The 12,455-nt window shown below is 68.8% G+C and carries 9 protein-coding genes and 1 tRNA gene; 9 read left to right on the top strand and 1 reads right to left on the bottom strand.

Features of this window, described 5'->3' with window-relative positions; translation table 11 throughout:
* Positions 1 to 6: 6 nt before the first annotated feature.
* The gene (locus BJ969_RS05400; protein WP_184477756.1) at positions 7 to 645 is read left to right on the top strand and encodes a nicotinamide mononucleotide transporter; all 639 of its coding nucleotides are present in this window, start codon (positions 7 to 9) and stop codon (positions 643 to 645) included.
* Between the two features lie 58 nt (positions 646 to 703).
* Here the strand turns inward: BJ969_RS05400 and aceE are convergent, their stop codons facing one another.
* Positions 704 to 3,472, bottom strand: coding sequence for a pyruvate dehydrogenase (acetyl-transferring), homodimeric type (gene aceE / locus BJ969_RS05405; RefSeq protein ID WP_246456686.1), 2,769 nt, complete (start codon positions 3,470 to 3,472; stop codon positions 704 to 706).
* A gap of 292 nt (positions 3,473 to 3,764) precedes the next feature.
* On the opposite strand from aceE, the gene BJ969_RS05410 reads away from it, so the two are divergent.
* From BJ969_RS05410 to BJ969_RS05445, 8 genes are all read left to right on the top strand, one after another.
* Positions 3,765 to 4,199 carry a DUF3052 domain-containing protein gene (locus BJ969_RS05410; protein ID WP_184477758.1) on the top strand — a complete coding sequence of 145 codons (435 nt, stop codon included), beginning with the start codon at positions 3,765 to 3,767 and terminating at the stop codon, positions 4,197 to 4,199.
* 139 nt (positions 4,200 to 4,338) lie between these two features.
* A complete protein-coding gene (locus tag BJ969_RS05415; RefSeq protein ID WP_184477759.1) occupies positions 4,339 to 4,803 on the top strand; it encodes a peroxiredoxin in 465 nt (154 codons plus the stop codon).
* Positions 4,804 to 4,873: 70 nt separating this feature from the next.
* Positions 4,874 to 4,945: transfer RNA gene (locus BJ969_RS05420), tRNA-Val, on the top strand.
* An 871-nt stretch (positions 4,946 to 5,816) separates the two neighbouring features.
* Positions 5,817 to 6,584: an SDR family NAD(P)-dependent oxidoreductase gene (locus tag BJ969_RS05425; protein WP_184477760.1), complete on the top strand. Its 768-nt coding sequence runs from the start codon at positions 5,817 to 5,819 to the stop codon at positions 6,582 to 6,584.
* A 756-nt stretch (positions 6,585 to 7,340) separates the two neighbouring features.
* Complete coding sequence (locus BJ969_RS05430) at positions 7,341 to 9,227, top strand: FAD-dependent oxidoreductase (RefSeq protein WP_221315713.1); 1,887 nt, start codon at positions 7,341 to 7,343, stop codon at positions 9,225 to 9,227.
* 237 nt (positions 9,228 to 9,464) lie between these two features.
* Entirely contained in the window at positions 9,465 to 10,451 is a 987-nt protein-coding gene (locus BJ969_RS05435; protein ID WP_184477761.1) for a DMT family transporter, read from the top strand.
* Between the two features lie 137 nt (positions 10,452 to 10,588).
* Positions 10,589 to 11,404: a class II glutamine amidotransferase domain-containing protein gene (locus BJ969_RS05440; protein ID WP_221315714.1), complete on the top strand. Its 816-nt coding sequence runs from the start codon at positions 10,589 to 10,591 to the stop codon at positions 11,402 to 11,404.
* Between the two features lie 185 nt (positions 11,405 to 11,589).
* On the top strand, positions 11,590 to 12,213 hold the full coding sequence (locus BJ969_RS05445) for a GNAT family N-acetyltransferase (RefSeq protein ID WP_184477763.1): 624 nt from the start codon (positions 11,590 to 11,592) through the stop codon (positions 12,211 to 12,213).
* Positions 12,214 to 12,455: the final 242 nt, after the last annotated feature.

Raw genomic sequence — 12,455 nt, forward strand, 5'->3', positions numbered from 1 at the left:
GGGGTTGTGCGCGCTGTCGCGGAATGGGTGCTCGGCAACGGAATCACCGTGCTGGGCCAGCAGATCTCCTGGGCGGAACTGGTCGGGCAGCTGTGCGCGCTGGCGGTCGTCTTCCTGGCGCAGCGGCGCACCCTGGCCACCTGGCCGGTGCAGGTGACCGCGACGGTCCTGCTGTTCACCGTCTACGCCTCCGCCGAACTCGGCGGCCTCGCGGTCCGGCAGATCGTGATCCTGCTGATCTCCGTCTACGGCTGGTGGGCCTGGAGCCACCGCAGCGACCCGGTCTACGGCGTCGCGGTCCGCAAGGGCACCGTCCGGGAGCGCTTGGTGCTGCTGGGAGTGCTGGCAGTGGCCACGACCGGATTCGCCTCGCTGCTCACCGCGATGGACGCGTCCTGGGCGCCGTGGCCGGACGCCTGGATCTTCGTCGGCACGGCCGTCGCGTTCTGGGCGCAGGGCCGCGGGCTCGTCGAGTTCTGGTTGGTGTGGCTGGCGGTGGACGCCGTCGGCGTGCCGCTGCAACTGGCGTCCGGGCTCTACTTCAGCGCCGCGATCTACGTGGTGTTCGCCGCGCTGGTGATCCACGGCTGGTGGAGCTGGAACCGCACCGCCCGAGCTCGCACGCTCGCTCCCGCGACGACCTGACAAGCCCGCCGCCGGCCGGCGGAGCCGATGCGGCTCGGCCACCCGGCGGCGGGGGTGCTCAGGCGTCGCCCGGGTCCGAGGTCTGCGGCCCCGCGGCGCGCACGTCGTCCAAGCGGTACCGGCGGGTCGCCTCGGTGACGCGCGACCCGTCGATCACGCCGCGCCGGGCCAGCGCCGAGAGCGTGGCGACCACCGCGGACTCCGCGTCCACCAGGAACACCCGGCGCGCCGCCGGCCGGGTGTCGGAGAACCCGAAGCCGTCCGCGCCCAGGCTCACCATGTCGCCCGGCACCCAGGAGCGGATCAGGTCCGGCACCGCGCGCATCCAGTCGCTGACCGCGACCACCGGACCTTCGGCGTCCGCCAGCGCGCGGGTCACGTACGGCACCCGCGGCTGCTCCTCCGGGTGCAGCAGGTTGTGGCGGTCCACCGCTTCTGCTTCGCGCCGCAGCTCCGTCCAGGACGTCGCCGACCACACGTCGGCGCGCACGTCCCACTCGTCGGCGAGGATCTGCTGCGCCCGCAACGCCTCGGGCATCGCGACGCCCGAGGTGAGGATCTGCGCGGGGACGGAACCGGCCGAACCGCGGCGGAACAGGTATAGGCCCTTCAACAGGCCGTCCACGTCCACCCCGTCCGGCTCGGCGGGCTGCTGGTACGGCTCGTTGTAGATCGTCAAGTAGTAGTAGACGTTCTCGGCGTCCTCGCCGTACATCCGCCGCAGGCCGTCCTTGACGATGTGCGCGATCTCGAACGCCCACGCCGGGTCGTAGGCCACCACCGCCGGGTTCGTCGCGGCCAGCAGCAGCGAATGCCCGTCGGCGTGCTGCAGCCCTTCGCCGGTGAGCGTGGTGCGCCCGGCGGTGGCCCCGAGCAGGAATCCGCGCGCCATCTGGTCCCCGGCGGCCCACAGGCTGTCACCGGTGCGCTGGAACCCGAACATCGAGTAGAAGATGTAGATCGGGATCATCGGTTCGCCGTGCGTGGCGTAGGACGTCCCCGCGGCCGTGAACGACGCGCTCGACCCGGCTTCGTTGATGCCTTCGTGCAGGATCTGGCCCTGCTCGCTCTCCCGGTACGCGAGCATCAGCCGGTAGTCGACCGGCGTGTACGACTGCCCCATCGGATTGTAGATCTTCTGCGACGGGAACATCGAGTCCATCCCGAAGGTGCGGGCCTCGTCCGGGATGATCGGCACGATGCGCGGCCCCACCTCGGGGTCCTTGGCGAGGTCCTTGAGCAGCCGGACGAACGCCATCGTGGTGGCGACCTCCTGCTTGCCGGAGCCGCGCCGGATCACGTCGTAGACCTGGTCGCCCGGCAGCACCAGCGGCTTCGCCTTCACGCGCCGCTCCGGCAGGTAGCCGCCGAGCCGCCGGCGGTGCTCCCGCAGGTACTGGATCTCGGGGGCGTCCTCGCCGGGGTGGTAGTACGGCGGCAGGTACGGGTCCGCTTCGAGCTGCTCGTCGCTGATCGGGATCCGCAGGCTGTCCCGGAACAACTTCAGGTCGTCCAGGGTCATCTTCTTCATCTGGTGCGTGGCGTTGCGGCCCTCGAAGTGCGGCCCGAGGCCGTAGCCCTTGATCGTCTTGGCGAGGATGACCGTCGGCTGCCCGTGGTGCTCGGTCGCGGCCTTGTACGCCGCGTAGACCTTGCGGTAGTCGTGGCCGCCGCGGCGCAGCGCCCACACCTGCTCGTCGGTCAGGTCCTTGACCATGTCCTTGGTGCGCGGGTCGCGGCCGAAGAAGTGCTCGCGGACGAAGGCGCCGTCGTTGGCCTTGTAGGTCTGGTAGTCGCCGTCGGGCGTGGTGTTCATGAGGTTGACCAGCGCGCCGTCCCGGTCGGCGTGCAGCAGCGAATCCCACTCGCGGCCCCAGACGACCTTGATGACGTTCCAGCCCGCGCCCCGGAAGAACGACTCCAGCTCCTGCACGATCTTGCCGTTACCGCGCACCGGCCCGTCGAGCTGCTGCAAGTTGCAGTTGACCACGAAGGTCAGATTGTCCAGCCCTTCGTTCGCCGCAACGTGCAGCAGGCCGCGCGATTCGGGCTCGTTCATCTCGCCGTCGCCGAGGAACGCCCACACCCGCTGCTGGCTGGTGTCCTTGATGCCGCGGTCGTGCAAGTAGCGGTCGAACCGCGCCTGGAAGATCGCGTTCATCGGCCCGAGCCCCATCGACACCGTCGGGAACTCCCAGAAGTCCGGCATCAGCCGAGGGTGCGGGTAGGACGGCAGCCCGCCGCCGGGGCCGGCGTGCGAGTGCTCCTGGCGGAATCCGTCGAGCTGATCGGTGGTCAACCTGCCTTCGAGGAAGGCGCGAGCGTAGATGCCGGGGGAGGCGTGGCCCTGGATGTAGAGGTGGTCCCCGCCGCCGGGGTGGTCCTTGCCGCGGAAGAACCAGTTGAACCCGACCTCGTAGAGACTCGCCGAGGAGGCGAACGACGAGATGTGCCCGCCGACGCCGATCCCGGGCCGTTGCGCACGATGCACCATCATCGCGGCGTTCCACCGCATCCAGGCGCGGTAGCGGCGTTCGGTCTCCTCGTCGCCGGGGAACCACGGTTCCTGCTCGGTGGCGATGGTGTTGACGTAGTCCGTGCTGGTCAGCGACGGCACGCCGACGCCGCCTTCCCTGGCGCGCTGGAGCAGCCGGAGCATCAGGTAGCGGGCGCGCTGCTGGCCCGCTTCACCGAGCATCGTGTCGAACGACTGCAACCACTCTTCGGTCTCCTCCGGATCGATGTCCGGGAGATGCGAGGCGAGACCGTCTCGGATGACCCGCACCCGTTGCGGGGTGCCGCCGACGTCATTGTTCTGCGCGGGCAAAGGAACTCCTCGACTGCTTGCGGTGCTTGTCGCGGGCTTGGGTGACGCCCGACACGTGCCATCGTCCCCCATCTTCGTGGCCGCTGCGTACACCGCGGTGATTACTTGCCGGTACCGTTCTAGCCTGACCTGGATGTGGGCGCCTACAGTCGAGTTCCACGCCGGATACCGGCGTGTCGTGCGCCCAGCAGTTGCGCCGGAAGCGGTTCGCAGTGTTCGCTATCGGCCAGATCTGCCCAACCTGGGTGTGGCGTTCGCGCCGCACCGCCTGCATTGGAGGAGTGAGAACGCCGTGGTCGCCGCGGGAGACGCCGGCAAGAGCGAAGTCGACGTCGCCGACAGGCTCGACATCGAGCCGGAGATGGTCGTTCAGGAGATCGGTTGGGACGAGGACGTCGATGACGCCGTTCGTGCCGCGATCGAGGAGCGTTGCGGGAGCGAACTGCTCGACGAGGATGCCGACGAGGTCGTCGACGTCGTACTGCTGTGGTGGCGGGACGACGACGGTGACCTGACGGACACGCTCCTCGACGTGATGACGCCTCTTGCCGATGAGGGGGTGATCTGGGTGTTGACGCCGAAGACCGGTCGTGACGGTTACGTGGAGCCCAGTGACATCGCCGAGGCAGCGTCCACGTCCAACCTGGCCCAGACCTCGAACGCGAGTCTGGGGGAAGCCTGGATGGGTACCAGGCTCGCTTACCGCAAGGCCAAGTCCAAGCGCTGACGAGCTCGGCCTCGAGTCGAGCGGATCGCCGATCCCACGTCCCGGGCACCGGTGGCGACCCCGCCACCGGTGCCCGGGTGCGTGTGATCGGTGTAGGTTCGGCGTCGTACGTGCACAGGCCGAACAGAAGGGTGCGCGCATGACGCTCGAGGTCGGCGCCGACGCTCCGGACTTCACGCTGCCGGACTTCAACAAGGAGCAGGTCTCCTTGTCCAGCTTCAAGGGCAGCAAGAACGTGCTGCTCGTCTTCTACCCGTTCGCGTTCAGCGGGGTCTGCCAGGGCGAGCTGTGCCAGGTCCGCGACGACCTGGCCGATTTCCAGAACGACCAGGTCCAGGTGCTGGGCGTGTCGGTGGACACCCCGTTCGCGCTGAAGGCCTGGGCGGAGCAGCAGGGCTACACCTTCCCGCTGCTGTCGGACTTCTGGCCGCACGGCGAGGTCGCCAAGGCCTACGGCGTGTTCCACGAGCAGGCCGGCATGGCGTTGCGCGGCACGTTCCTCATCGACACCGCGGGCAAGGTGCGGTTCGCCGAGGTCAACCAGCCCGGCGAGGCACGCGACCAGAACGTGTGGAAGAAGGCGCTGGCCGAACTGGCCGCGTGAGTACCGGTGGTGGCCGGACCGGTACAGTGATCCGGCCGGTTGCGGTTGATCTTCGGACGGCCACCACTCGGGGCGCATAGCTCAGCGGAAGAGCACTTGCCTTACAAGCAAGGGGTCGCTGGTTCGAACCCAGCTGCGCCCACTTTCGGTCGTCTGATCAGTGGTGATGCACCACCTTGTAAGAGATTGCCGGCCCAGGCTCGTACGCGAGATCGGCAGGTGCTGGCGTCGGCTGGTTCAGCGTGTCCGCCGCCCCCGGTCCTCCCCAGCCCTCCTGCCGCCGAGGGATTCCTGCCGTGCTTGGCTTGGTGCTGCGGCAAGCATTTACCGCATCTTTTTCGGCGGGTCGTCTCGATCTCGTGAGTCGCTCGGAGACGCGGCAGGTTTTTTGGGCTCTGGCATTAGCTCTGGTAGTCGCTGGTCGATCGCGGGATGGTGTTTATGCCCAGTCGGTATTATTCGATCAGCTTTCGGATTGCTCGTGCGTCGAAGCGGTCAGGAAAATGGTGTCGGTGGTGTCTCGCGGGGTCGGCTCGACCAGACCTCTTGCAGAGCCAGCCGCTCCGGGCCGACTGTTTCGGTCCTGTCCGGCCCGTCGGGCGCACCGGCGGCAACGGCGCGATCTGAACGACAACTCGCCAGAAACGATCCACGGCGCGGACGTCGACGGCGATCACCCTAGCTCCAGTCTGCCAACACGTTAGCGGCCCGTAGTGGCGATTTCTGTCAGCAAGTGCACGTTCGCCCTGATTTTGAATAGGGCGAGAAATCTTCTTGGCTGGGCGAAATCGAAGCGATGACGGCCGTTGGGGTATTTTGCGCAAGCGGCGAGCTCGCTTGGCGTCGGGGCGGTGAAGATCGTCGACGGAGGATGGTCGCCCGTAGATTTCGCATAGTGTCTGCCTATGTGGAGCATAGGCAAAAGGTACTTTGCGTCTGTTTTTGCGGGCATCTACTCTTCGCTATCGCAGCGCCGAATACGTTTCGGTGGCTAGACGAGAGAAGCGGAAGTCATGACTCTTAACAACTCGAACAGGTTGCAAGGAAAGGTCGCACTTGTGACCGGTGCCGCCAAGGGGATCGGGGCCGGCATCGCGAAGGAGTTCGCCGCTGCCGGGGCCTCGGTCGTGGTCAACTACGCCTCCGATGCCGAGGGGGCGCAGAAAGTGGTGAGCCACATCCGCGACAGCGGGGGGACGGCGGTCGCGGTTCAGGGTGACGTTTCCGCTCGCGAGGATGTCGAACGCGTCTTCGGCGAAGTCGTGCACACCTACGGTCGGCTGGACGTCGTGGTCAACAACGCCGCGGTGTACTTCGCGGAGCCGGTCGAAGACGCGTCGCAGGAGCACATCTCGCACCAGCTATCGGTCAACGTGCTCGGGCCCATCCTCACGGTGCAGGAGGCGCTCAAGCATTTCGGGCCCGATGGCGGCTCGATCATCAATATCGGGTCGCTCGACAGCGCTCGCGCGGTTCCCGGGATGTCGGTCTACGCCGCGACCAAGGGGGCTGTCGACGCATTCACCAGGGTGCTGGCGGCCGAGCTGGGACCCCGTGGGGTCAGGGTCAACACCCTTGCCCCAGGAGGTGTGGAGACCGAGGGGATCCATGCCGCGGGCTTCATGGGAAGCGATGCCGAAAAAGAGATGATCGAGCGCACTCCGCTAGGGCGGATGGGGCAGCCGCAAGACCTGGCGAGGGTCGCGGTGTTCTTCGCCTCCGACGACGCGGCGTGGGTCACCGGTGAGCGCCTCACCGCGTCGGGCGGCCTTCGGAGCTAGATCCTCCCGGCTGTGAAGATCGACGATCGAAGCTTCCTTCGGCGGCGTTGACCTTGTTCTCACGGGTGACCACCGCGTCGCAGCCGTCGTCCGCTGGACGTCCGGAGCGAGTGACGGTCGTCCGGTCGACGCGGGGAACTCGCGGCGGCGGGCGCGCGTGGCAGTGCACGGCTCGGTGGCTTCTTCGACACCTCGTGAGCAATGCTCGGCTTCGCTGCTGCTCGACCGTCGACGGCAGTTCGGGTTCTGCCTGTGTTTCCGTCGACAGCGGACACGGCTGACCGGTATTCGGAATCGTCGGCGTGTGTCCCGGAGATCGTGGGTCGAGAAAGGCGAACCCGATCGCCTCGGTGAGCAATGTAGTCGGTTTCGTGCCCGTGAATGATCCTCGTGAATATGGTGCAGGGGTCGTAGATATCGGTCACCGGCGGTGTTGTCGTTTGGTGCGAATCTGGAGCCTGTCCCGTCGCGGTGCGCTCAGGAGGGGGCCTCCGGCAGCGCCCGTCGACAGGGGGCTGTGGTGGCAGAACGCCGCGTCGAAGGAGGACGAACGTGACCCTTTTGGGCAAGGCGCTGGAACTCATGTGCAAGGTCGCCTCGCGGAGGTGCGCTACTCGATGGTACGTGCTTACAGTTCGGTAATGTGAGTTGTTTTCGTGAGATCCTCGTCGTTGCCGCCTCGGATGTCACTTTCCTGTCCTGATTCATTTGTCGGAGGTTAGTGCGATTCGTATGCGTGCGTTGATTCTTTGCGACGTGCCGGTGGAATACGGCCGTTCGCTGATCGGTGGGGATGTTCGGCACCGCCCCGAGCTGGCGCTGACGGGGGCGGAAACCGGGGACGTCGTGGCTGCGGCGGCTTTGGGCTCGGCGATCGCCGAGCTCCGGCCGCACGTGGTCGTCACCGCCGCGACGCTGCCGTCCGCCGTTCTCGCGCGGTGGCGCGCGGTGATGGGGACCGAAGCGGCGGTGTGCGTGCGCGTCGCGGACGCTGCGGATGAGGTGAGCACCGCCGGAGCGGACGCGGCGGGAAGGATCGCGGTGCGCGTCGTCGACGCCGGAGCGGACGCCGCGTTCCGCGCGCTGGCCGTCGCCGAGCGGTACCTGCTGACCCGGCGCACCGCGGCCCCATCGGTCGAGGACAGCTGGTCGGGGTTGGCGGCAAGCGTTCCGTACCGGCGGCCGGGTGGCGGGGCCGATGAGAGCGTCCTGCTGATCGGCGCCGGAGTGGTCAACCTGGTGACCGCGTCGCTCCTGGTCCGGCACGGGTACCGGGTCACGGTGCTGGAACGGTCGCCGGATCCGCGCAGGAACGCCGAGTGGTCGGCATACGGCTGCAGCCGTGGCGGCCACAACGCCCGCATGTTCACCCTGACCGAGGCCGACGACTACCACGACAAGGTTCCCGTCCCGCCGGATCAGGCGAACACGCTGTTCGATCGCCCGCCGTCCGAGCTGGGGTGGAACGTCCTCGTCGGCACCGGGCCCGCCGAGCAGGCGTGGATCCAGGAGTTCCGGCGAGTTCCGCCGTGGTTGGCGCGGGCCTACAACACCGACATCTTCGACCTCAACCGTCGCAGCGGGAAGTTGTGGGCCGAGTGGATGGCCGCCGATCCGGCGTCCTTCGACGACGTGCACCTGCGGCACGACGTCCTGCGGCTCTACCAGGACGCCGACCACTTCGCCGCCGGGGTCGGCAGGCAACGCGACGCGGGAGCGCTCCTGGACAGCTACGCCCCGGAGCGGGTACGAGCGGAGTTCCCCGCGCTGGCAGAGGCCGCGCCGGACGCCTACGCGGGCGGCGTGCTGGTGCGCGGGTTCACGCTGAACGTGCACGATTTCATCGCCCGGTTGCTCGACGAGTTGGAAGACGCCGGAGCGCGGCTGTCGTTCGACGAGGAGGCGGAGACCGCGCTGCGTGACCGGGCCGACCGGGTGGCCGGCGTGCTCACCGACCGCGGGAACTTCCACCGCGCCCACCACTACGTCGTCTCCCCGGGCGTGCACGGCGCGAACATGCTGGCCAACACCGAATCCGCCGGGCAGATCCACGGCGTCCTCGGCTGCTGGCTGGCCGTACCGAATCAGCGGCCGTTGCTGGAGCATTCGCTCAAAATCGCTCGTCGCGGGCACGTCGCCGAGGACGCCAACGTCACCGTCGCCCGCGACGAGCGCGGCGGTGAGGTGCTGGTGTTCGGCTCCGGTTACGGATACACCGGCGCGGACCCGGCCAACATCGACCGGGCCGAGCTGGCGGCGATGCACGCCGCGACCGCCGACACGGCACGACGGCTGTTCCCCCGCGCCTACGCCGCCGCCGGGATCACCCCTGGTGATCCGGACGCGCGGTTCTGCGTGCGCCCGTGGACCGCGTCGAACCTGGGCTTGTTCGAAACGCTGCCCGCCGCGAACGGGGCGTTCGTCGTCGCGGGCGGGCACAACACCGGCGGGTTCGCGCAGGCCCCGGTCGTCGCCGAGGCCGTGCTGGACGCCCTGGCCGGACGTCCGCACCCGATGCACGCGCTATACCACCCGCGACGAGCCCGCGACGTCCTCGGTGGCCCGCCGGCCGCGGCGCCCGTTCCGGCCGAGACCCTCCCGCCGAGGACGGTTCCGGCAGAGCAGGCGCACCAGGTCACCTGATGTTCCGCGGCGAGCAGGGATGACGAGCCTTCGGACACTCGATCACCCGCTCCTGCGCGAGCTGGGCTCTTGGTCGGCTGCGGCACGGCGTGCTGCGCAGCCGCAGCGGATCTCCGGCAGACAGCCGGTGTCGCTGCCGACGACTCCTCCCGAGCTGCACGGGCGCCGCGCCTACCGCGGAAGCCGGACCGAACCCGTTGATATGACAGGAAAATCCCCACTCCGGAGAAAGAGATCATGACCTCGTTGCGCCAGTACGCCGCTGTCCACACCGGACGGTCGACCGATACCGGGAAGCCGCGTGCGTTCTGGTGGGGCTGCGGGCTGGCGCTGCTGGCGGTGATGATCTGGGCCGGGAACTTCGTCGCCGCCCGAGGGTTGGGCGATGAGGTCTCCCCGGTGGCGCTGTCGTTCTGGCGCTGGACGATCGCCACCGCGGTGCTGGTTCCCTTCGTCGCCCGCGCACCGGTGGCCCAGTGGCGGCTGTGCCGCGCCCATGTCGGCTACCTGTGCCTGACCGGATTCCTCGGGGTCGCCGCGTTCAACACCCTGGTCTACATCGCGGGCCGCACCACTTCTGCGACCAACCTGGCGCTGCTGGCGGTGGCCGCGCCGGTGTTCATCGTGCTGCTCGCGCGCGTGCTGGACCGCACGCCGATCACCGGTCCGCAGCTGGCCGGCACGGTCATCGCGTTGGGCGGGGTGGGAGCGCTGATCACCGGAGGGACGCTGATCGGCCTGCGGTGGCACTCCGGCGACCTGTGGATGCTGCTGGGCACGTTGACCTTCGCCTGCTACTCGCTACTGGTGCGCCGCAAGCCGCCTGAGCTGGGGAATTCGGTGTTCCTGGCGAGCATCTTCGGCGTCGGCACGCTGTTCCTGCTGCCGCTGTACCTCGGGGACTTGCTGCTGCTGGGCGGCCGGATGCCCCTGGACGGCCGGGTGCTGTGGTCGCTGCTGTACGTCGGGGTGCTGTCCTCGGCGGTCGCCTTCGCGGCGTGGAACCGGTCGATCGAGATCATCGGCGCCTCGCGCGCAGGCTTCCTCTACTACCTCACACCGGTCGCCACCGCGCTCGCGGCGTGGCTGGTGCTGGGAGAGCGAGCCGGGTGGGTGCAGGGCGCGGCGATGCTGCTGATCGTGTGCGGCGTCTTCGTCAGCAACCACGCCCCGACGACCGGCCGTACGACGAGCAGGGGCCCGGAGACGGGCCCCGGGAAGTAGGAGCGAACGTGTGCGGACTGTTCGGAATCGCCGGGACCGGCCCTGGAGGGGGCGATGCGGGGGCGATCCCCGCGTTGACGTGGGCGCTGGGGTCTGCGTCCCGAGAACGCGGCGTCCACGGCTCCGGTGTGGCGTGCTTGTTCACCGCGATTGACGGCGGCCCCGGGCTCCGCGAGTGGGAACCGGCCACCGCGACCACCGTTGCCGACCTGCGCACGTCGCGGCTGCGGATCGTGAAGACGCCGGGAGCGTTCGACACGATGCCCTCGGCCGGTAGCGCCGACGAGAACGACGGCCCGCCGGCGGACCTGGCCGCCGACTTGAACCGCGCGGCGATCGTGCTCGGCCACACCCGGTTCCGCACCCAGGGGGCGACCGCCGCGCTGGAGCACACCAGCCCGCTGCTGGTCGATTCCGTCGTCGGCACCCACAACGGCGACGTCGACGTGGACACCCTGCCCGCCCCGCCGCCGCGCACGCGGCCGAAGTTCGACACCGAACTCCTGCTCGCCGCGCTGTCCGATGCGGGCGGCGATCGCGCGGCGATCTGCGACCTGCTCACCGGCATGGTCGGCCGTACCGCGCTCGTCTGGGCCGACCTTCGCGATCCGATGCACCTCCACCTCGCCCGCGCCGCGCTGAGCCCGCTGGCCGTGGCCCGTGACCAGTTCGGCCGGTTGCACTGGGCGTCCAATCCGGGGTGGTTGCGCACCCACCTGCCCGCGGTCGGATTGCGCCCCACGGGGTTGCGGATGCTGCGGGAAGGGACGGTCGAGACCTACGACCTGCGCGGTGGCGTCCCGGAATCGGTCTGGCGGGCCGATTTCGTTCCCACCACCCGGGAAAGCGACCTGCGCAAACGCCACTCCGTCGCGTTGCTGGGCTACACCGACCGGGACCGCGCCGCCGACGACGCGTTGTTGCGGCGTCGCGTGCTGTCCTCGTCCGCGTGAGCAGATCGCGACACCCTGATGTTGCACGCGCGTGGGGATTCCGCGCTCTGGCGCGGAGTGCTGTGCCGTCCGCTGAAATGACCGACTGAAGACATGTCGCCCGTCGCGCGTCCCAGAGCGGGACGTCGCGTCGGCGCAACGTTGCGAAGACCATCGAATCTTCCCGGCCGGAAAGGCTGCTCGCCGTGAGTGATCAGACCGCATCGCTTCCCGAGAACCCGTGCTTGGTGACCGAGCGGCTCGTTCTGCGTCCGTGGGAGCCCGCCGACTTCGACGCGGTACGAGCATGGCACGCCGACCCCGTGGTCATGCGGCACCTCGGTGGAGTCCTCGATTCCGCCCGCAGCGACGCGACGGTGCGCCGCTGGACGGCGGAGCTGGAGTCGAAGGGATTCGGCATGCTCGCGGTCTGCCCGGCCGACGGTGCGCGGCCCATCGGCACCGTGGGGCTCGGCCTGCCTGCTTTCGACAGCCACTTCACCCCGTGCGTCGAGATCGGCTGGCGCCTTGATCGGGGCGCCTGGGGGCGCGGCTACGCGACGGAGGCCGCGCGCGCGGTCCTGCGGGACGGGTTCGACCGGCTCGGGCTGGCGGAGATCGTCGCCTTCACCGCCAGGCAGAACACCGGGAGCGAACGGGTGATGAACCGCCTGGGCATGCGGTACGACCCCAGCGGGGACTTCGTGCGCCGATTCCGCCCCGACGGGCCGGAAGTCCCGTCCGTGCTCTGGCGTGTCCGCGCCGGCGATCTGGGTGAGGACGGTGCACTGCAAGAAAACGGCGACCCGCGAAAAGGGGGAGGCGTGTGATCGGCTTCCACCTGCGGGGTGGCTCTCGTGAATCCGGGCAGCCCTGAATCGGGCAACGGCGTCGGGTGTCGACCATCGGACGTTGCGCAGCCGGGTGCGGGTGCTGATCACGCTGAGATCAGCCCTGTTGCTGTACTCCCCGCTGGTGAACTGAGGAGTCGCGGGAAGTGCCTGAGCGGGTGGCGGAGCTGGAGCCGCTGTTCCTGTTGACCAATGGTTCGCAGGTGTCGTGAAAGCCCGGT

The sequence above is a fragment of the Saccharopolyspora gloriosae genome, from assembly GCF_014203325.1.
In the GTDB taxonomy this organism is placed as follows: Bacteria; Actinomycetota; Actinomycetes; order Mycobacteriales; family Pseudonocardiaceae; genus Saccharopolyspora_C; species Saccharopolyspora_C gloriosae.